The following is a 20,121-nucleotide window of genomic DNA, read 5'->3' as shown; positions in this document are numbered from 1 at the left end:
CGTCTTGCGCTACACTGGGGGCATGTTCCCAATCCTGACCCAGGCCCTGGCCTACCTGAGCCGCGTATGCGGTTTTGAAACCGTCGATTCCTTCCCTCCCGGGCACGCCCACGCGCGCACCCACTGGAGCGGAGCCCATTTCGACATCGCCTCCGACCTCAAGCCCGACCAGATCGAGCGCGCGCTGTGCGAGAAAATCGCCAACACGCCGCTCATTTTCGCCAATATCGCCAACCCCACGCCGGCCATGCAGCGCGTGATCCTCGACCTGATCGGCACGCGCCTGCGCCATTCGGGCGGCCAGCCGGTCGACCTGGTGACGCTGCTGGTCAACGCTTACCGCAGCCCGTACACGCAGGAAGCGGTGCCCGGCCTGCGCGCGGCCATCGAAGACAGCGGCGGCGACGCCCGCAGCGTGCTGGCCTTCCTCAGCGAGATGCCGGCCGCCTTCGACGTGATCGACGCCAGTCCACGCCAGCGCGGCTTGAAACTGGTCGGCAGGTAGCGCGGGCGCGCTCCGGCGGGCGCCGGCGGGCGCTGGCGATGTCCGATAAAATAGGTTCCCCACCCATTTTCCAGGCCGCTTCCGACCATGACCACCGCCCGCGAGCTGCAGTTCAAATCGATCAACTACACCGGCCTTGGCGCCGGTCCGCGCCTGATCGTCACTGGCGCCGTGCATGGCAACGAGACCTGCGGCACCAAGGCGATCCTGCGCGTGATGGCCGCCATCGACAGCGGCGCACTGCACCTGGCGGCCGGCGGCGTGACCTTCGTCCCGGTGACCAACCCGCTGGCCTACGCCCTCGCACAGCGCTCGGGCGAGCGTAACCTGAACCGCAACCTGTTCCCCAACCCGCAGCCGCAGGACTTCGAAGACCGCGTCGCCAACTGGCTGTGCCCCCTGCTGGCGCAGCACGAGGTACTGCTCGACCTGCATTCCTTCAATGCGCAAAGCCAGCCCTTCGTCATGGTCGGCCCGCGCAACAACGATGGCACCCTGCAGCCGTTCCGGCACGCCGAAAAGGAACGCGCGCTGGCGCGCCGCCTCGGCGTGCGCCGCTTCGTCGACGGCTGGCTGGCCACCTACGGCCAGGGCGTGCGGCGCCGCATGAAGAGCGGCGACGAATCGACCCTGGACCTGGTGCTGCGCTACGGGATGGGCACCACCGAATATATGCGCAGCACCGGCGGCTACGCGCTCACGCTCGAATGCGGCCAGCACCTTGATCCGGCCGCGCCGGACGTGGCTTACCGCGCGATCGTTAACACGCTGGCCTTCCTCGGCCTGATCGACGCGCCGCAGCCGGAGCCGATCGCGCTGGACCAGATGGAAGCGCTGTCGATGGTGGTGGTGCACGACAAACTCGATGCCGGCGACCGCTTCAGCCGCGTATGGGCCAGTTTCGACGCGGTGGCCACGGGCGACCAGATCGGCACGCGCGCCGACGGCACGCCCGTGGTGGCCGAATTCGACGGCAAGATCCTGTTCCCCGATGTGAACGCGGGACCGAACCAGGAGTGGTACTACCTGACCCGCGCCAATCCGGATTTCGAGCGCTTTGCCGATTAGGCGAGCGCGCCGTGGCGCACTGACATGAAAGCCACAAACGGGTGTGCTTCCACCTAAAAAGGCGCGCCATCCACCCATTTATGCGGGCGGCATGAGGGGGTGACAATGTGTGAACTTGGGCTCTTTTCGAAGGGCTAAGGTGGGATGGTCGCCGGGCGCAGCGCGCGGCGGCCGTCCCGCCCGGATGTTCCTGGGCGATCAGTCAACCCAATGGAGATCATCATGCCAGTGCAGGAAGCGTTGTCCTTCAATGATCTGACTTACCTCAATTCCAGCCCCTCCGCCGTCAGGGCCTACTTCGAGACCGCCTACAGCAAGAACCCGGACGGCATCAGTCTCAATAGCGAGACCTATTACAACGCGGTGACCCCGGCCATCACGGCGCAGTACGGGCACCCGTGCTACAAGACGCTCGGGCCATTCAACTACGTCACCAATCCGGGCGCGCCGCCGACATCGGCCATCGTGGGCAGCAATTACGCCATCAACAATGGCGACGATCCGGCGCAAGTGAGCCTGACAGTGGAAGGCGCCTGGTCCGACGCCACCAGCTGGTCGTCCGAAACGACCACCGGGCTGACGCTGTCGGCCGAGTTCACCATCGAAGGCGTGTTCAAGACCGGCGCTTCGTTTTCGGTGTCGACCACGGTCGGCCAGTCCTCGTCGCAAAGCACCTCGCGCTCATCGTCGTCCACGGTGACAGTCACGGTACCGCCGCGCAGCAAGCGCAAGGTGAGCATGGTTGGCACCATGTCGGACGAATCGATGTCGTTCACGGCGCCGATTGCCGTGCAGGGCTACTTCGGCGCCAACTTCCCCGACCGCGTCAACGGCCACTATTTCTGGTTTGCCGACGCCGCGTCGGCGCTGCCCAAAACCAGCGGCACCATCCAGGGCACCATCCGGCGCACCTCGGTGTTCAACGTGCAGACTGAAATCGGCGCGGTCGAGTCCTTGTCGTAGGGGCGCGCCGGGCGCAGCTCAGGGAATGCCCCAGACGAAAGGGTCGCTCTCGTCGAACAGCAGCTGCGCCCGGGCGTTGACCCAGGCCTTGCCGCGAATGCTGGGCATGACGCGATCGCCGGCGCGCCGGTAGGAAGCGTCGAACACACTGCCGATGATGCTCTCCTGGCGCCATTGGGCGTGTTCGGCCAGTTTGCCGTCGGCTGCCAGGCAGGCCAGCTTGGCGCTGGTGCCGGTGCCGCAGGGCGAGCGGTCGTAGGCCTTGCCGGGACAGAGGACAAAACTCTGGCTGTCGGCGCCCGTGGTCGATGGCGCGAACAGTTCGATATGATCGATCACGGCGCCGTCGTCGCCGCTGATGCCGTTCGCTTCGAGCGCATCGCGCAGCGCCACCGCATAGGCGGTCAGGGCGTCGACGTTAGCGCGCCGCAGCGCCAGACCATGGCCGGAAACCAGGAAAAACCAGTTGCCGCCCCACGCCACGTCGCCCGTCACGCTGCCCACGCCATCGACTTGCAGCGTGACCGCGTGCCGCGTGCGGTAGGACGCCACGTTATCGATGGTGACCGCGCCGTCGTCGTGCAGTTCGGCTTCGACCACGCCGACCGGCGTATCGATGCGGTGCCGCCCGGGTCCGATGCGGCCCATGAACGCGAGCGACACCACCACCCCGATCATGCCATGGCCGCACATGCCGAGGTAGGACACATTGTTAAAGAAGATGACGCCGGCGGCGCAGTCGGGCGCGAACGGTTCGCACAGCAGCGCGCCGACCAATACGTCGGAGCCGCGCGGTTCGCACACGACGGCGGAACGCACCTGGTCGAAGTCGCGCCGGAAGCGCTCGCGCCGTTCGGCCAGCGGCCCGTTCCCCAGATCGGGGCCGCCGTCGATGATCAGGCGGGTCGGTTCGCCGCCGGTATGGGAGTCGATGATGGAGATCGTTTTCATCCATCCAGCATACGCCTGGACGCCGTCCTTGTCTTGTACACGCTACGGCATGGCGCGACGAATTTGGCACAATCGGGCGCTGGCGCCCGGCGCCGTGTCAGGACGGCGCGAGCAGCTTCAAGCCCAGGATGCCGGCCACGATCAGCGCGATGCAGCCCAGGCGCATGGCGCCGGCCGGTTCGCCCAGCACCAGCATGCCGAAGATCGCCGTGCCGACGGTGCCGATGCCGGTCCAGATGGCATACGCGGTCCCCAGCGGCAGGTGGCGCAATGCCAGTCCGAGCAAACCGACGCTGCCGGCCATCGCGGCCAGCGTCAATACGGAGGGAACGAGACGCGAAAAGCCGTGGGTGTATTTCAGGCCGACGGCCCACGCCACTTCAAGCAAACCCGCAACAAACAGATAGATCCATGCCATGACAAACTCCCGGATTGGCAAGGTCGTCCAAGCCTGGCTCCGTGTGCGGCGGGGTCGTCCCCGCCGGAGAAAAAGGTGCTTGAAGTATACCATCGGCCGCGCCGGCGCGTGCAGTCCGGCCAACGCCGGTATTCGTCGTTATGCGACTCACGCCAGCAAAGCCGCGGCGCGCCGGTACGCGGTCTTGTAAGACGGCTGTTGCGCCGCCAGGATGCCGAGCAGCGCCGCATGCCCTTCCCTGAATGGATCGAGCACGCTCGGGTCTTCCGCAGGGCCGGCCAGCGCCAGCGCCTTGTCGACCAGGGCCAGGTCGGCTTCCAGTTCGGCGAGCGGCATGCCATTGCGCTCGCGCATGGTCCCCAGACGGAAGTAGCACGAGCGCAGGGTGTGGCGGATCACGTCATGTTCGGGCAGATAACACCACAGCGTTTCCGGCTCCAGGCGCGCGATGGCGGCACGGCAGGTCGCTTCGTTCACGTCCGGCAGGCCAAGTTCAAGCGATACGAAGCGTTTTTTGTCGAGCACGTGCGCCCATTTGACGGCGTCGCCGCAGCCTGCCTGCGCCAGCATCCGCTCCACCTCGTCCACCTGCCCCATGGCGTTGCGATAGTCGCGCCGCTGCACCAGCATGTCCAGGCCTTCCATCAGGCCGTCGAAGCGGTGGCTGTCGAAATCGACCGGTTCGAGCGGCTCCGCAAAATGCTGCATCTCGTCGTTCGCCCATTGTTCGGGCGTCTGCGGCCACAGCGCCGCCAGCGCCATGTCGCCGCGCAGGTAATGGCACAGCGCCAGCGCGTGCCGGGCGTGCGCGAGGTCGTCCTCGTCCACCTCTTCATTGGCGTGGGCGTCGAGCACGAACTGGCAATCCTCCATGGCCAGCTCGATCCGGCGCGGCGTGGCGCGCAGTGCGCCCTCGGCCCGGTTCAGGTACAGCCAGCCCAGATCGAACTGCTTGCGGTGCTTCCCGATCAGAGTATCGAACACCTCGAAATAAATCGCACCCGGCACCAGGCGCTGGTCGCCATCGTCCAGCAGCGCGGCGACGCACACCTTGACGCTGCGCAGGGCGAGCGGCACCAGCGCCAGGTTCCTTGCCGCGTCTTCCTTGATGGCGCGCGTGCAAATCGCCTTGCTGCGCTGCGCGACCGGAATATGCTCGATCTGGTCCGGGTCGATCTGGCTGGCCGTGTCGCTCATGGCCGCGGTCACGAAGCGCTTTGGAATGCAGTAGAAATAGACCGGATGGCGCTCGAAGCATGCCTCGGCCACCGCCTGCGTGAAGCTGGCGTCGGGGATCTCGTACGGTGCAAGATAGTCGTCTTCCCTGGCGATCTGCGCCAGCATGAACGGTTCGGTCCAGAACACGCTCCAGCACTCGGTCACGCACTTGGCGCGCGGATCGCGCTCGATGGCGCCGCAGTCGTGGCGCGCGACGAGTGCGGGCCAGTCGGCATCCTGGCCGTAGCGTTGTTCGGCATACGCGAACAGCGCGCCATCGACGCGGTAGCCGGGGATCGCATCGAGCGCGCATTTGTACCGGCCGATCGCCAGTTCCAGCAAGGCGCGCGTCTTGTACATGCCCGGCAGCCAGTGGTCGAATCCATAGTGCTCGCCGTGGGCGATGGCGGCCGCGATCAGGTCGTCGTCGATCAGTTCCGGCGGCACTTCATCGAGCCGGCGCGCGTGGGCAGTCACGCACGCCAGGCACAGGGCCTTGTTCACATGCTGCGGCGGCACGCTGGCAATCGACTCGCCGCACTGCACCGCCCTGACACAAACGTCGAAGTCGATGACGGCCGCCGGCACCTGCGCCAGCGCGAAACCCGACGTGCCGGGACGGGCCAGCAGCACCAGCGCCTTGTCGATGAAGCGCGGCGGGATGTTTTCCAGCCAACCGGGCGAGGACGCGACCAGGGTTTCGGCAATCTCGCGCGTGAATGCGCTATCGGGAAGATATTTGGCGTAGCCCAGCTTATGCGGCCCGCTCGCGCGCACCACTTCGCGGCACAAGGCGTCGCTGCGATACGCGTCCGGCACGCGTCCGAGCGAGGCCGATTCGTCATGCAGCATGTAATTGAGCCAGTACGCCTCGTCCCTGGCGGGCAAGGCGATGTCGGCGGCGTCGATCTGGTCCCAGTCGACGCGCTGGTCGGCTTGGTACAGGAAACCGGTGTCGCCACGGGTGTCGTAGGATACGGCGTAGCGTTTGTCGTAGCGGCAGGCGGCGGCGTGATCGGCGTTTGCCCGTTCAAGTTCATTGCGCTGGTCGTGCGCAAGGCCCTTGAGCCAGCGCGCCGATTCGAGGTGCCGATCGAGTTCCAGCGCCTGCTCCAGGTCGGCCATGGCGGCAGCGACCCGGCCCGACATCAGATACGCTTCGGCGCGGTAGCGATATGCCTTCCCCGCTTCGCTTTCCTTGTACTCGGACTCCTGATTGTGCTCGATCGACATGCTTGCCAGCTCGATCGCCAGGCCAAGCTGGCGCGTGTGAGCCGCGCACAAGGCCGCGTGATTCAGTGCCGTGTTGATCATCCCGGTCTGCTCCTTCGGGAACAGCGCGGCGGCCTTGCGGTACACGCCCAGCGCCTGTTCCCACGCGCCCTCGCGCAGCAGCGCGTACCCCATGCCGAACCAGGCTTCGTAGTAGGCCGGCGCGATGGCGGCCGATTTTTTATGCAGCAGATAGGCGTTGCGATGGTCGCCCGCCGCCATCGCCGCCTGCGCGGCCTGGTGGAACGGATAGCAGGCGATGTCGTAGCCATCCCTGTAAATGGTCCGGCCGCGCTTGAGTGCGGGGATGATGGACGGGCTATGCCAGCAATAATCGTCCGACCCATCGCACAAGACGCCGGCGACGAAGCGCCCGTCGAGTACATGCACCGCATCGTGCCACGAGAACACCGGATTGGGCAGGTCGAGCTTGGCGCAGTAGGCGCCGCTACCCAACATGAAAATGACCGCGCCGGGATTGAACGTGAGCTGGTCGATCCGGTAAAACCAGGCGAACAGGAATTGCGTGTCGAGGCGCAGTTCGGGCGCGCGGCGCATGGCGCAATCGTCCTCCGCCAGCAGCCAGGCGGATTTGGCCACGACACGCCCGCGCACCGCGTTGCTCTGCATGCCGTCGAGCCGGATCGCATCGACATACAGGTCGCCGCCGACAAAACCCACCTGGCCGAGCGGGTCGCCCCATCCCAGGTCGCCGCCGCCATCGTCGATATGCAGGTCGCCGTCGACGACGATGCGGCTTCAGGCCTGGCCCTCGGCCGCCTCCAGCATCTGCTTGCCGATGCTGACATTGCCGGTCACCAGCAACCACGGCAAACCGCTGTCGTCCCCGAGTGCCTCGTCGTCCTCATCGCCCTCGTCCTCGTCGGGATCGTGGAGGCGGCGCTGTCGAATGCCCGCGTCGGGATAGCGTTCGCGGAAACCGGCGCGCGAAAGGCGCGTGAAGCCTTCCCATGTCGTCAAGGGAGTGATGTTCTTTGTCATGGAAGCCTGAAAAGTGGACAGCGAAAGAGCAAGATATGCGAAAAACATTATTGTAACGTCAACACCCCTTTCTTCCAGCAGGCCGCCGTGCTCCGCCATTCGCCACACAGCTTGCACGCGGTTACACTATCTATCCCACAATCCATAACAAGGAGCCATCAATGGCCATCGCCGCACAAGTATTGATCGGTTTGATCCTGCTGCTGCACGTGTACTTCGTCCTGCTCGAAACGGTCCTCTTCAAGACGCGCGGGCGCCGCGTGTTCGGCCTGACGGCCGAAAAAGCCGAGATCATGGCGCCCGCCATGTCCAACCAGGGCTGCTACAACGGCTTCCTGGTGGCGGCGCTGGCGGTCGGCCTGCTCCATCCCAATCCGGAGATCGCGCCCGCCTTCGTGGTGTACGGCCTGGCATGCATCATGGTGGCCGGGATCTGGGGCGCGCTGACGGTCAAGAAAACCATCCTGTTGTTCCAAACCGTGCCTGCGGCGATCGCGCTGGCCCTGGTGTATCTGTCGCACTGAGTCCCGCAGTCCCTCGTTTTAGTCCCTGCCAAGCAGGAATTTTTTATATATCGTAATATGACGATATTAGATTCGGAAAAACCCGATATGCAAATCGACGCCATTCACAAGGCATTGGCCAACCCGATGCGCCGCCAGATTCTTGGCTGGCTCAAGGAGCCGCATGTGCACTTCGCACACCAGCAACACAACCTCGATGTCGGGGTGTGCGCCGGCCTGATCGATGCGCGTACCGGGCTTGCCCAATCGACCGTATCGGCCCATCTGGCAGCGCTGCAGCGCGCCGGGCTGATCAGCTCGCGCAAGGTTGGACAGTGGATCTATTACAAGCGTAACGAGGAAGCCATCAAGGCTTTCCTCGACCATATGAACGAGGGACTTTAGGAGTGAAACATGACGACATTATTCGACCCGATCACCATTGGCGATCTGACGCTGAAAAACCGCATCATCATGGCGCCGCTGACGCGCGCGCGCGCCATTGGCGGCGGCCGCGTGCCGAACGCGCTGATGGCCGAATATTACGTGCAGCGCGCTTCCGCCGGCCTGATCTTGAGCGAAGCGACCTCGGTCACCGCGCAGGGCGTGGGCTATGCCGACACGCCGGGCATCTGGTCCGGCGCGCAGGTCGAAGGCTGGAAACTGGTGACCGACGCCGTGCACAAGGCGGGCGGCAAGATCATGCTGCAGCTGTGGCACGTGGGCCGCATTTCGGACCCTGACCTTCTGAACGGTGACGCGCCGGTGGCGCCGAGCGCGATCGCGGCCAAGGGCCATGTCAGCCTGCTGCGTCCCCTGCGCGACTATCCAGTGCCGCGCGCGCTCGAGCTGGAAGAAATCCCGGGCATCGTGGCCGCTTACCGCAAGGGTGCCGAGAACGCCAGGCTGGCCGGTTTCGACGGCGTGGAAGTGCACGGCGCCAACGGCTACCTGCTCGACCAGTTCCTGCAAGACAGCACCAACCAGCGCACCGACCTCTACGGCGGCTCGATCGAAAACCGCGCCCGCCTGATGCTGGAAGTAACCGACGCCTGCATCGCCGTCTGGGGTGCGGGCAAGGTGGGCATGCACCTGGCGCCACGCCGTGACGCGCACGACATGGGCGACTCCGATCCGAAGGCGACCTTCGGCTACGTGGCGCGCGCGCTGCGCCAGCGCGGCATCGCCTTCATCTGCGCGCGCGAAGGCCTGGGCGACGACCGCCTCGGCCCTTACCTGAAGCAGGAATTCGGCGGCGTGTACATCGCCAACGAAAAACTGACCAAGGACAGCGCCGAACAGCTGGTGGCCGCCGGGGAAGCCGACGCCGTCGCCTTCGGTCAATGGTTCATCGCCAACCCCGACCTGCCGCGCCGCCTGCAGCTCGACGCGCCGCTGAACCCGGTCCGGGCCGACAAGTTCTACGCCTCGAACGAAGAAGGCTACACCGACTACCCTGCCCTGCAGGCGTAATTACTCGGCCACGGCTTCCACCTGGATGCGCAGTTCGACATCCATCTTGAAGCCGTAATCCTTGCCGGCGGTCAGGCCGAATTCATCGCGCTTGAAGCTGCCGTAGGCGTCCGCACCGCACATCTCGCGTTTGAGCATGGGGTGCTGGATGCATGTGAAGCTCCTGATCTGCAGGTTGACCGGTTTGGTCACGCCGTGCAGGCTCAGTTCTCCCTGCAGCTGGGTCGGCGCGCCATCCTTGAAGCCGCTCAGCTTGCCCTTATAGTGCGCCGCGCCGAACTTGGGCACGTCGAACAGGTCCGGGCCGGCCGCCCACTTGTTCAGCGCCTCCTGGCCGAAGTCCACGCTGGCCGGATCGATGCTGATATCCACCAGGCCGTAGCCGGCCGTCTTGTCGAGCGTGACCTTGCCCGAGTTGCTGTTGAATTTCCCACGCCAGACGGACACGCCCATGTGGTCGGCCTCGAAGCTGGGGAAGGTGTGATCCGGATCGATCTTGTAAGTGACAGGCGCGGCCAGCGCGGCCCCGCTGACGCTAGCCAGCAGGAAACTGAGTAGGTGTTTTTTCATGGTTGCGAACGTTGACCAAGGTTGCGGGAATGTCCCGAAAACTTTCAAAAACTTTCTTAAGCGGGGTCAGACCCCGACCCATAACCGGGGTCAGACCCCGGTCTGGATAGTTCAGCTAGGCCTGCGCTGCTTTCACAGTGGCGAGGTATTTTTCGTATTCGTCGTACATGCCGCCGAAGCCCTGCTGCATCGAGCCGTGGCCAGCCTTGAAGGTCTCGATCTCAACCGCGCTGGCATTGAGCGGCGTCGAATGCAAATGGAGCGTGGTCTTGCCGCCGGCCTCGGTCAAGCTGGCGCTGTTGAGCACTTCCAGCGGCCACGTCGGACTCATCGCGTAATGGATGCGCTCGCCCTCGGCATCGGCGAAGCCGTTGATAAATACCAGGCGCTCGGACGGCGTGATCTCGCGGTACTCGAATTTTCCATACATCTCGACGCCCGGTCCGAAACGCATGCAATAATGGAACACGCCGCCCGGCTGCGGCTCGTGGCGGATCACCTCGATGGTGCAGCCCTGCGGCCCCCACCATGTTTGCAGGTGCTCGGTCTCGATCATGGTCTTGAACACGAGTTCGCGCGGCGCGTCGAATACGCGCGTCAGTACGAAATCGACGCTGGGGTCAGGGCTGGTCATCGTTGTGCTCCTTTGTTTGCAGGGTGGTGAGATAGTCGTCGAGCCGCTCGAGGCTGCCTTCCCAGAAGGGGCGGTAAGGCGCCATCCAGTCGGCCGCCGCGCGCAGCGGTTGGGCGTCGAGTTTGCAGGGCCGCCATTGGGCTTGCCGTCCGCGCGTGATCAGGCCGGCGCGTTCGAGCACTTTGAGGTGCTTGGTCACGGCCGGCAAACTCATCTGGAACGGTTGCGCCAGCGCGCTCACCGATGCCTCGCCGTCCGCCAGCCTGGCCAGAATGGCGCGCCGGGTCGGATCGGCCAGGGCCGCGAATGTCGTGCTGAGGTGGTCTTGCCGCATACTAAACCCGGTGGTTAATTAACCTGACGGTAAATTATCAGCGTGCGCTCCGGGTGTCAAGCGCGCTCCGCCCAAGCCGGCGATCGGGGGCCGGCATCGCGCCATCGAATTTTTTTGCTCCGCTAACTTTGACATTCCCGGAATCGTTGCTATAATCTTGTCTTTCGCGGCTGTAGCTCAGCTGGATAGAGTACTTGGCTACGAACCAAGGGGTCGTGGGTTCAATTCCTGCCAGCCGCACCATTATTCGTAAGATCGAAGGCCTGAAGCGTAATCTTCAGGCCTTTTTTCTTTTCTAACAACAGTTTTGTTGTAGTGTCACATTCTCTTACACTTTAACCTCCGAGCCCCAATCCGCGACTTACCCGAAGAAGACGCACTCTTCCAAGGAGATGCGCGCGCGTTAATGTAGGTATTAACCTACACATAATAAATCGGCCCCCAAATATTTGTAAATATGCATTAGAATCGGACGCGCTCCCCTATGAAAATGTGAAAATGGACTTATAGGGGAGCAATTAATTGGCCGGTGGAAGAAAGCAGCGGCGTTGCGCGCACGTCGCGTTGCAACACCGATGTTGAACGCGCCTTTGCTAGCATGAAGCTCCCCGATTCTGATAACCAGGCCGTCTTTGCACGGCTGATTTTTTCTTACGAGGTAATATTTATGAAACATATGAAATCCCTGATTGCTGCCGCTGTCCTGGCAACCGCATCACTTGGCTCGACGGCGGCCTTCGCTGCTGACATTTCGCACGGCACGCAAGCGTTGTCGGTGATCGACAACAGCGCCAACTTCGGCAGCTCGTTCGTCCAGAACAACCTGAACAATACGTTCATGGACAAGTTCAGCTTCTCGATCACCCGCGTCCCGCATGACTTCGATGCGATCGTCACCTCGTTCACCCGCAACGCGACCACCGGCATGGACATCACCAACATGAGCCTGTTCAGCGGCGCAGGTACCCTGATTACCGCTGGTTTTCAGGAAAGCACGGGCGCTACCGATGTATGGAGCCTGCGTGCGGACAGCCTGGGCCTGGGTAACTACTACCTGCAGGTCAGCGGCAAAATGGTCTCGGGCACGGCCGGCAGCTTCGGCGGCACCGTGATGCTGGCACCCGTACCAGAACCAGAAACCTACGGCATGATGCTGGCAGGCCTGGGCGTGGTCGGTTTCCTGGCACGTCGCCGCAAGGCAGCCAAGCAAGCGTAATTTTTTGCTTGTCGCATAAAAAACGGAAGCTTCGGCTTCCGTTTTTTTTGGTCCCGCCCCAGGCGCGCCCTAGCCGCGCACTTTCTTGATCACGCTGCGGTTGCTCAGGATCTCTTCGATCTGCTCGAAGCGCACCGGCTTGACCATGTGATGGTCGAACCCGGCCTCGAAAGCCAGCTGGCGGTCCTTTTCCTGGCCCCAGCCGGTCACCGCGATCAGCAGGGTCATCTGCCCGCAGGACAGGCGGCGGATGCCGCGCGCCAGGTCGTAGCCCGACATTTGCGGCAGGCCGATATCGAGAAACGCGTAATCGGGGCAGAAGCGCGCGGCCGCCGTCAGCGCGTCCGGCCCGTTGTGGGTGATGACCACGCTGTGCCCCATGGCCGAGAGCAAGGCGCCGATACTGTTGACGAAGTCGACATTGTCGTCGGCCAGCAAGATGCGGTAGGTTTCCGAGGTCATGAAGGCGGCCGGACTGGTCTTGGTCGGCATTTCCGGTTCGACCACGATCGGCAGGCGCACCACGAATTCGCTGCCGCGGTTGATGCCGGCGCTGTGCGCTTCGATACTGCCGCCGTGCAGTTCGACCAGGCGGCGCGCCAGCGACAGCCCCACCCCCAGCCCGGCATTGGTGCGCTCCAGGGTCGAATCGACCTGGACGAACATTTCGAACACGTGATTGAGCATGTCGGGCGCGATGCCGATGCCATTGTCGGCCACCTGGATCACCAGGTCGCGCTCTTCCACGCGCGCGCTCAGGCTGACCCGGCCGCCGCGGTTGGTGTACTTGGCGGCGTTGTTGAGCAGGTTCGAGAGGATCTGCGCCAGCCGCGTGGCGTCGCCGTGCAGGAACACCGGCCGGTCGGGCAAATCGATGGCCAGTTCGTGGCCGTGCAGTTCAATATAGGAACGCACCACTTCGAGCGCATCGTTGACCACCGCCTTGAGTTCGACGCGGCCCATCTTGATGGCGAACTTGCCGGTGTTGATGCGCGACACGTCCAGCAGATCGTCGACCAGCCTGACCATCTGGCGCAGCTGGCGTTCCATGATGTCGGTGGCGCGCTGGGTGGCCTGGGCGTCGCCGCTGCGGATGCGCAGGATATCGAGCCCGGTGCGGATCGGTGCCAGCGGATTGCGCAGCTCGTGCGCCAGGGTCGCCAGGAACTCATCCTTGCGGCGGTCGGCCACCAGCAGCGCTTCCTCGGCCCGGTGGCGCACCTGCATTTCGTGCTCCAGGGTCAGGTTGGCTTCCTGCAGGGCGTGCGAGCGGCGTCCGATCTCGGCCAGCATATCGTTAAAGGCCGCCACCAGCACCCCGATTTCGCCCGAATTATTGCCCGGCACGCGCAGGCTGAAGTCGCGCCGCTGCATCACTTCGCGCGCCACATTGGTTACCGCCAGCAGCGGACGGGTGATGCCCTGCTGCAGGCGCGACGCCACCAGGGCCGCGATCACCAGCGAGATCAGCAGCACGATGCCGAGGATCGCCGCGTAATTGAGCAAGCGTTCGACCAGGCCGAAGCGCGCGCGCAGATACACCGTGCCCAGCACTTCGCCATTGTCGACAATGTTGTGGTACACCACCAGCTCGCCCTGGTCGATGGTGTAGCCGGGCCGGCCCGGCTTGACCGGATACGATGGTTCCAGCGAGCCCTGGGTGTAGGAGGCAAAGCGCACGCCGCTGCTGGTGTACAGCGCGCCCGACAGGATCTGCGGGCGCACCCGCAGCACGGCCAGGTTTTGCTGCGCGCTGCGGGCATCGTTGAAGGCCAGCGCCGGCGCGCTGACGCTGGCGATGATGTCGGCCTGGGTCATCAGGTCGTCGACCCAGTATTGCTGGAAGGTGCGCAAGTCGTACAGCAGCATGGCGATCGAGGCCGCCAGCAGCGCCACGAAGGTGGTCGAGACAGCCATGAGGATGAGTTTGCTACGGACGGAGCCGGTGTCGTGTTGCATCACGGTGCTCCCTTGTGAACGTGATTGGCCACTGTCAGCAGGCGCGAACTGAGCTTGACGCTGTTCCGGTCGGCCGCTTCGAGCGAGACGTCGAAGCGCACGCGCTCTTCGACGATCCTGAAATTAATAACACTGCCTTGCTGCAATCCCTGTTCCGATTCGGTCACCACCAGGATAGCTCCGGTGCCGGGCGCGCGCAGCGCATGGCGCAGGCGCACCGTATCGTCGCCGCCAATGAACAGCAGATGCACCCCGGCCGGCGCTTCCTGCTCGCGCAAGGTGCGCACCACCACCTGCCGCCCCTGCACCACGCGTCCGGCCACGATGCGGGCCAGGTCGGCCGCCAGCTCGTCGGCCCCGGCCACGCCGATCACCAGCGGCGCGCCCGCATCCGCGAAGGCCGAGGCTGGAAACTCCGCGTAGCCCAGGAACTTATACAGGAAAGCGGCCTTGATGCTGCGTTCGAGTGACGCGGCACCGCGCGCCGCCAGCGCCGCCTGTGCACCGGACAGGCCCGGCAGGATCGTTAACACGCAGGCCGCCAGGTCGCGCAACAGGGCGCGGCGCGGTGGGAGAGGAGCGCGGCCGGGCATGGCGGGGGCCGCGTTCAAAACCGCGAGCTCAGCTGGAGCGTCACGGAACGCTCGATCAGGCGGCGCGTGGCGGCCTGTCCGAATTCGGCGTGCGAGCGATGCAGCAGGTTCTGGCCGCTGAGCGCCACCTCCACGTTCGGACGCGCTTGCCATGCCATTCTCAGGTCGAGCTCGTAGTAGGCCGGCACCAGCGGTTGCGGCAGCTGGCCGACCCGGCGCAGCGCCAGATCGGCCTGCAATCGGTCGGACAACTCGTGCGACGAGCGCAGCGACCAGTAGCTGGCCGGATCGTTGGTGCCGAGCCCGATCGCGCCCGAGACGTCGCGGCTGCCGGGCGCCAGGCTGGCATCGATATCCTGCAGCACGATGCCAGCCACCACGCGCCAGCGCGGCGTGGCCTGCCAGCGGCTCCAGAACTCCAGCCCGCGCGTGTTCGCTTCGCCCATGTTGGCGAACTGAGGCCCTGACCCAGGGGCGCCCGGCGCAGGGGCGCCCGGCGTAGGGGCACCCGGCGTAGGGGCGCCCTGCCCGCCGGCGCGCGGCTCCAGGGTACGCAAGCGGTCGTAATCGCTGGCGAACACGGCGAGCGAATACGCGAGGCTGGGCAGCGGCTGGGCGCGGTACCCCACTTCCGCCACGCGCACCGTTTCGGAAACAAAATCCGGACCGCCCTCGATGCTGTAGCGGCCGCCGGCGCCGCGCACATACAGATCGCGGTCGAAGCGGGCCGGCGCGCGCACGCTGCGCGACACGGCCGCCCACAGCACGCTGCCCGGCGTGGCGTTCCAGACCATGCGCACGCTGGGCAGCTTTTCCATGCCGGTGTAGGTGTTGTGTTCCAGTTTGACTCCGATACTCATCCGCAATGTGCTGCTCAGTTGTATCTTATCTTGCGCGAACACATTCGCCCAGCGCAGATTCTTGTCCGCCGGAAAAAAGGCCAGCTGGGTGCCGCCGCTGACCCGGTCCCAGGCATAACGGTAGCCGCCGCCCCAGACCAGGTTGTGCGAGGCGCCCAGGCGCATCCCGTGCTGCATGTCGAGGTCGAGCGTGTCGAGCCGCTGGGCGCCGGTGCCGGGCTGCACCCGTTCGGTATGATCGAACGAGGCCTGCAGGCGCCAGTCGCTGCCGTTGGCCAGGATGCCGCTGGCGCGCCCCAGCAGATTGGCGCCGCTACCGCGCGTTTCGCCGCCGCCGCGCCGGTGCGCACTGCTGCGGTACACATCGGCGCTGACGCTGGTGGCGCGCGTGCCGTGTTTCCAGTCACCGCGAAAGCCCGCCTGGCGCCGCTCCAGGCCGCCGCCTGGCGCGTCCGGATAGTCGTCGATCTCGCCGGCCTTGGCATACAGGCGGTAATGGCCGCCGCCATCGAGCTGGCCGCCCTGGCGCACGCTTGCGCCGCGCTCGCGCCGGCCGCCGTCCAGCGCCAGCAGCACGCCCTGGCTGCTGGCGGCGTTGCGGGTGATGATATTGATCACGCCGTTGACCGCGTTGGCGCCCCAGATGGTCGCGCCCGGCCCGCTGATGACCTCGATGCGCTCGATCTCTTCCATCACCACGTCCTGGGCATCCCAGAACACGCCCGAAAACAGCGGCGAGTACACGCTGCGCCCGTCGATCATCACCAGCAGCTTGTTCTCGAGGGTGGTGGCCAAGCCGCGCGCGGTAATCGCGTAGGTGCCGCCATCGCTGCGCGCCACCTGCAGATTGGGCGCCAGGCGCAGCGCTTCGGGCAGGCTGCGCGCGCCGGCGCGGGCAATGTCGGCGCCGCCGATCACGTACAGCGACACCGGGGCGTCGGCCAGGCGGGCCGGCTGGCGCGACACCGAGCTGACCACGATGTCGGAGAGCTGTTCCAGCGAAAAATCGAGCAGCGACATCTGATCCACGTTGGCGCGCGCGCCAGCGCCATGCAGCAGGCCCGCGCATGCGATGAAAAGGATCAGAAATGGCTGTTTACGCATGCTTGCTATCGTAGAACATTTTCTGTCATGAACAAAGCAGCGCACGTTAACAGCTATTTGCACGTGTTGGTTTATTGGCGCTCGTGGCAGTTTGCCTACAACAAACGTGGGCCAGCGCGACGCACGCGGCCGCCTACACCCCGAATTCCGCCGCCGCCTTGGCGGCCCACAAGGCTTCCTGATAGCTCGGGTAGGGAATGTCGTAACTGTCGACCGCGCCATCCTCGCCGATGAAACGGGTCCACCAGCCGTCGGCGGCGGCCGCGATGGCGATATCGCCCGGCTTGCAATGCTCGCCGATGGCTTCGCCCTGTGCGAGCACGACGATGTTGACCTTCCGGTGTTTCACGATATTTGCCATGGAGCACTCCTTGTGTGTGACGATCTATAAATAGAACAGATAACTGACATCACAAACATCAATTAGATTTATTTTCTGCAGTGCAGCATACTGCATCTGTCTCCTCTATTCTCCTCCAAGAAAATAGATTCAGCCCGCTCCCTGAGCGGGCTTTTTTTTGCCTGTCAATTTTTTAAGCGGCGCCAACATGGCAACGGCTGAACGGCGATGCGCCTTGGCCCGAAAGGGCGCTACCGGCAATCGGCGAGAAAGTCCTGCGCCACCGATTCAACAGCGGCGAACGACTGTTCAAAAGGGAGTGGTATCGTCGCATCTGACGTCCATAGCTCGATGCATATGCTTCGAGCTATGCACTCATGCGGCAGTAGATTTCTGCGGCCCGATGCGGCGCCGGTCTTGCCGTGCACATCCGGTTCCCCGACCAGCTGCCCGTAGCTTGGCTTGACGGCCATGTCATGCGCATCCTGGCTTACCCCCAGTTGGCGGTTTGCCACCCGTCCCAGGAACGATAGCTGTTCGGGCGGCGAAATCCGCAACGGAGAACTGATCCACGCCATGGTCAGTCCATCGTGCTCCAGATCTCCGGACACATCGGCATTTCCATATTGGAACTGGCGCGTGTCATCGGCAAGGCGGGCGATGCCCGGCGATGTGGTCACTTGCCGCGAGTACCGGACCACTGAATTGTTCATCCATGTAGCTGGATCAGTGGCTTGCTTCCAATTCTCCCGCCAATCGACGTGGCCCGCGAGGAACGGCAGCGTCGTGATGTTCGTCTGTCAGGAAGCCGGCGTCATAGCCCATCAGGCTGATGGCGATCTTGAACCTGGACGCCGGTGTCACGCGCTGAGCGCAGTCGTCACGCTGCAGCAGGACCTCGCCGCTCCGGGCATCGGCAACTGCGGTACAAATTTCATGTGCGCCCACTGTGGCGTGGGTCAAACTGAGCGCCAATGCGCAGGCGAGGGGCTTGATCAGCGTCATTCTTCTTCCTATCGGGTGATTAGAAATTGGCTTCAAAGACGAGGCGCAGCAGTGTGTGCGTACCAGCGTCGGTGCGGGTCTGGCGCCAACCGTCGGCATCTTCATACCGTTCCACACTGATGCGGTCTTGCCGCAGCAGGTTGGCCAGCGTCAGGCGCAGTGTTCTACCGGGATGCAGTTGCCAGGCCGCGCGCAGGTCCAGTTTGCGTTCATGCGAGGCAGTGGCCAGCCTGTTTGCGGACGCGCGGCTGTCACCTCCGGCCTGGAAGTTGACATCCCCGCCGAGCGTCAGCCCCTGGCGACGGTAATCGAGCGACAGGTTGGCGCTCAATGGGATCTGGCTGTCCAGTCGGTTATGCGGTCCTGGCACGCTACTGGTGCGGGAACGATTCAGCGCCAGGTTGCCACGCATGCGCAAGGCCGGCGTCAGTGCCAGTTGTGCTTCCAGCGCAAAGCCATAGACGTCTGCATGGCCGTGGTTACCGTTGACGGCCACCCAGCGACCAGCCTCCAGGCCGACCCGCTGCAAGACGACATCATCAATGCGGCGGGCAAACAGGCTGGCACTGAGCGTGGCGTCTTTTCCCAGATGGTGGTCATATACCGCATCGAGGCCCCAGGCCAGTTCCGGACGCAGTTGCGGGTTGCCGCGCAGGTCAGGCGTAGTAGGACTATTGTTATTATCGATGGTGTAGCGGCGCGGGATCAGGTCCAGCATGATGGGTGCCTTGTAGGTCCGGCTGCCCCCCAAGCGCCATTGGCTACCGGATGGCAGCTTGTGCAGCCACTGCAGCACCGGGCTCAGTACCCGGCTGTCTTGCTCGGTCAAGGCGGCGCTATTGCTGCCGCCAGCGCCGGTACGCAGCGTTTCCCAGCGCAGGCCCAGGGACAGCACCTCGGCATTGAACTCCCATTCGTCCTGGACGAAACCCGCCAGTCGCCGGATCGTCCCGTGGTAGCTTTCGCCGGTGCTTGAACGGATTGCGCCGCTGCCATCACGTTCCAGTTCATCGCGTGTTTGGCGGCGGCGCGTAGTGGCGCCATCCCAGCCCAGCACCAGCGAATGGCCGCCGGCCAGTTGGCGGGCATATTTGCCTTTATGGGTCAGGCCGGTCTCTCTGATATCGGAACTCACGTGACGCACAATGGCGGGACCGGCGCCGTTCGCCCCGGTGAAATCGAATGCGGAACTGCGCGGGTTGTGGGTGCCACTGAGCTTGAGCTCCAGTTTGCCGTCGGCCAGCGCATGCTGCCATGACCAGTCACTGCGCAACAGTAGGGAGCGCGTGCGCAACAGACTGGCGGCCTGCGAAAAGTCGCCCGCTGCGCCCGCCAGCACGGTGTCGTCTCCGGCAAATTCAACTCTACGACGGAACAGGTTGATGAAGTTCTGGACGTTGATGCTGTCGCCATTGTCGGGCGTCCAGTCGATGCGCGGTGTCAGGTTGAGGGCATCGCCAACGTTCGATTCATGCACCACAGAGGTACGCGCGCCCGTGATCGCGCCGTGCGCATCGCGGACGGTATCGCGTACAGTCCGATCTTCCGGCCTGCCACTACGCACCAGGTTCGCACCAACGCTGTATGACCAGCCTGGCGCCTTGCCCGTTCGCTGGCCGGCAATGCTGGGCGAATCGGTGCCGTTGATGCGTTCCCACCCGAGCCTGAACTCCTGTTGCTCGCCCCTCGAGTTCTTGCGCAGGATAATATTGATGGTGCCCGCCACGGATTGGGCGCCATGCTCGGCCGATGCGTTGCGTACGACTTCGATGCGTTCGATCAGGTCTGGCGCCAGCGCATCGAGTGCAAATCCGGCGGGCGCAGGCACGCCATTGAGCAGCAATTGGGTGTAGCCCCTGCCCAAACCACGCATCCGGATCTCCACGCCACGGCCGTTGCCTTCGGTAACGGTAACGCCAGGCAGGCGCCGCAATGCTTCCGACAAGCTACGGTCGCCATTGGCCGCCAGTGTGGCCCGGTCCAGCACCAGCATGGCGGCAGTGTCTTCGCGGCGCTGGTCGTAGCGTGCAGACTTGATTTCCACAGTCGGCTGCTGGGCCGCTGCATTGTCGAAGGCCATGGCTAGCGCCAGGCAAATAATCCTGTATTTCATGCGATTCTCTAGGGTGAGCG

General features: G+C 64.3%; 21 protein-coding genes and 1 tRNA gene. 8 read left to right on the top strand and 14 right to left on the bottom strand.

Annotated features, from left to right (window positions below; genetic code table 11):
- Positions 1–4: 4 nt before the first annotated feature.
- From F2P44_RS17135 to F2P44_RS17125, 3 genes are all read left to right on the top strand, one after another.
- Positions 5–505, top strand: a complete 501-nt coding sequence (locus F2P44_RS17135; RefSeq protein WP_229423591.1) for a hypothetical protein — start codon at positions 5–7, stop codon at positions 503–505.
- A gap of 87 nt (positions 506–592) precedes the next feature.
- A complete protein-coding gene (locus F2P44_RS17130) occupies positions 593–1,573 on the top strand; it encodes a M14 family metallopeptidase (RefSeq protein ID WP_167088257.1) in 981 nt (326 codons plus the stop codon).
- A gap of 222 nt (positions 1,574–1,795) precedes the next feature.
- Positions 1,796–2,536, top strand: coding sequence for a hydralysin-2 (locus tag F2P44_RS17125; RefSeq protein ID WP_167088256.1), 741 nt, complete (start codon positions 1,796–1,798; stop codon positions 2,534–2,536).
- Positions 2,537–2,554: 18 nt separating this feature from the next.
- On the opposite strand, the gene F2P44_RS17120 is transcribed toward F2P44_RS17125, so the two are convergent.
- The 4 genes from F2P44_RS17120 to F2P44_RS17105 form a co-directional block, all read right to left on the bottom strand.
- The gene (locus F2P44_RS17120) at positions 2,555–3,487 is read right to left on the bottom strand and encodes a 4-hydroxyproline epimerase (RefSeq protein ID WP_167088255.1); all 933 of its coding nucleotides are present in this window, start codon (positions 3,485–3,487) and stop codon (positions 2,555–2,557) included.
- 97 nt (positions 3,488–3,584) lie between these two features.
- The gene (gene sugE / locus F2P44_RS17115) at positions 3,585–3,905 is read right to left on the bottom strand and encodes a quaternary ammonium compound efflux SMR transporter SugE (protein WP_167088254.1); all 321 of its coding nucleotides are present in this window, start codon (positions 3,903–3,905) and stop codon (positions 3,585–3,587) included.
- Positions 3,906–4,052: 147 nt separating this feature from the next.
- Positions 4,053–7,076: a tetratricopeptide repeat protein gene (locus tag F2P44_RS17110; RefSeq protein ID WP_167088253.1), complete on the bottom strand. Its 3,024-nt coding sequence runs from the start codon at positions 7,074–7,076 to the stop codon at positions 4,053–4,055.
- A 78-nt stretch (positions 7,077–7,154) separates the two neighbouring features.
- Entirely contained in the window at positions 7,155–7,397 is a 243-nt protein-coding gene (locus F2P44_RS17105; RefSeq protein ID WP_167088252.1) for a hypothetical protein, read from the bottom strand.
- 161 nt (positions 7,398–7,558) lie between these two features.
- Here F2P44_RS17105 and F2P44_RS17100 point away from each other — a divergent pair, with 161 nt between their 5' ends.
- From F2P44_RS17100 to F2P44_RS17090, 3 genes are all read left to right on the top strand, one after another.
- Positions 7,559–7,921: a DUF1304 domain-containing protein gene (locus tag F2P44_RS17100; protein ID WP_167088251.1), complete on the top strand. Its 363-nt coding sequence runs from the start codon at positions 7,559–7,561 to the stop codon at positions 7,919–7,921.
- Positions 7,922–8,008: 87 nt separating this feature from the next.
- Positions 8,009–8,305 carry an ArsR/SmtB family transcription factor gene (locus F2P44_RS17095; RefSeq protein WP_167088250.1) on the top strand — a complete coding sequence of 99 codons (297 nt, stop codon included), beginning with the start codon at positions 8,009–8,011 and terminating at the stop codon, positions 8,303–8,305.
- A 9-nt stretch (positions 8,306–8,314) separates the two neighbouring features.
- Positions 8,315–9,373 (top strand): alkene reductase, encoded by a 1,059-nt coding sequence (locus F2P44_RS17090; RefSeq protein WP_167088249.1) that lies wholly within the window; start codon positions 8,315–8,317, stop codon positions 9,371–9,373.
- Here the strand turns inward: F2P44_RS17090 and F2P44_RS17085 are convergent, their stop codons facing one another.
- The 3 genes from F2P44_RS17085 to F2P44_RS17075 form a co-directional block, all read right to left on the bottom strand.
- The gene (locus tag F2P44_RS17085) at positions 9,374–9,943 is read right to left on the bottom strand and encodes a YceI family protein (RefSeq protein WP_167088248.1); all 570 of its coding nucleotides are present in this window, start codon (positions 9,941–9,943) and stop codon (positions 9,374–9,376) included.
- Between the two features lie 115 nt (positions 9,944–10,058).
- A complete protein-coding gene (locus F2P44_RS17080) occupies positions 10,059–10,577 on the bottom strand; it encodes an SRPBCC family protein (protein WP_167088247.1) in 519 nt (172 codons plus the stop codon).
- Entirely contained in the window at positions 10,564–10,911 is a 348-nt protein-coding gene (locus F2P44_RS17075; RefSeq protein WP_167088246.1) for an ArsR/SmtB family transcription factor, read from the bottom strand. Before F2P44_RS17075 ends, F2P44_RS17080 begins: the two co-directional genes overlap by 14 nt.
- 166 nt (positions 10,912–11,077) lie before the next feature.
- On the opposite strand from F2P44_RS17075, the gene F2P44_RS17070 reads away from it, so the two are divergent.
- Positions 11,078–11,154: transfer RNA gene (locus F2P44_RS17070), tRNA-Arg, on the top strand.
- A gap of 286 nt (positions 11,155–11,440) precedes the next feature.
- Positions 11,441–12,127 carry an FxDxF family PEP-CTERM protein gene (locus F2P44_RS17065; RefSeq protein WP_370662707.1) on the top strand — a complete coding sequence of 229 codons (687 nt, stop codon included), beginning with the start codon at positions 11,441–11,443 and terminating at the stop codon, positions 12,125–12,127.
- Between the two features lie 69 nt (positions 12,128–12,196).
- Here the strand turns inward: F2P44_RS17065 and F2P44_RS17060 are convergent, their stop codons facing one another.
- The 7 genes from F2P44_RS17060 to F2P44_RS17030 all read right to left on the bottom strand — a co-directional run bounded on the left by F2P44_RS17060 (position 12,197) and on the right by F2P44_RS17030 (position 20,068).
- Complete coding sequence (locus F2P44_RS17060) at positions 12,197–14,086, bottom strand: sensor histidine kinase, YfiR-like protein-associated (RefSeq protein WP_167088245.1); 1,890 nt, start codon at positions 14,084–14,086, stop codon at positions 12,197–12,199.
- The gene (locus tag F2P44_RS17055; RefSeq protein WP_167088244.1) at positions 14,086–14,697 is read right to left on the bottom strand and encodes a TOL_0243 family YfiR-like periplasmic protein; all 612 of its coding nucleotides are present in this window, start codon (positions 14,695–14,697) and stop codon (positions 14,086–14,088) included. The genes F2P44_RS17060 and F2P44_RS17055 overlap by 1 nt, the downstream gene beginning before the upstream one ends.
- The gene (locus F2P44_RS17050; RefSeq protein ID WP_167088243.1) at positions 14,694–16,643 is read right to left on the bottom strand and encodes a TOL_0244 family TonB-dependent receptor; all 1,950 of its coding nucleotides are present in this window, start codon (positions 16,641–16,643) and stop codon (positions 14,694–14,696) included. The genes F2P44_RS17055 and F2P44_RS17050 overlap by 4 nt, the downstream gene beginning before the upstream one ends.
- Before the next feature lie 133 nt (positions 16,644–16,776).
- Positions 16,777–17,004: a hypothetical protein gene (locus F2P44_RS17045; RefSeq protein ID WP_167088242.1), complete on the bottom strand. Its 228-nt coding sequence runs from the start codon at positions 17,002–17,004 to the stop codon at positions 16,777–16,779.
- A gap of 230 nt (positions 17,005–17,234) precedes the next feature.
- The gene (locus F2P44_RS17040; RefSeq protein ID WP_167088285.1) at positions 17,235–17,696 is read right to left on the bottom strand and encodes a penicillin-binding transpeptidase domain-containing protein; all 462 of its coding nucleotides are present in this window, start codon (positions 17,694–17,696) and stop codon (positions 17,235–17,237) included.
- 13 nt (positions 17,697–17,709) lie between these two features.
- Positions 17,710–17,988: a penicillin-binding transpeptidase domain-containing protein gene (locus F2P44_RS17035; RefSeq protein ID WP_167088241.1), complete on the bottom strand. Its 279-nt coding sequence runs from the start codon at positions 17,986–17,988 to the stop codon at positions 17,710–17,712.
- A 19-nt stretch (positions 17,989–18,007) separates the two neighbouring features.
- Positions 18,008–20,068, bottom strand: coding sequence for a TonB-dependent receptor plug domain-containing protein (locus F2P44_RS17030; RefSeq protein ID WP_370662710.1), 2,061 nt, complete (start codon positions 20,066–20,068; stop codon positions 18,008–18,010).
- Positions 20,069–20,121: the final 53 nt, after the last annotated feature.

Source organism: Massilia frigida (assembly GCF_011682175.1).
Lineage (GTDB): Bacteria > Pseudomonadota > Gammaproteobacteria > Burkholderiales > Burkholderiaceae_D > Telluria_A > Telluria_A frigida.
The sequence above is the reverse complement of the archived record's forward strand: the minus strand, read 5'-3'. Positions and strand labels throughout refer to the sequence as shown.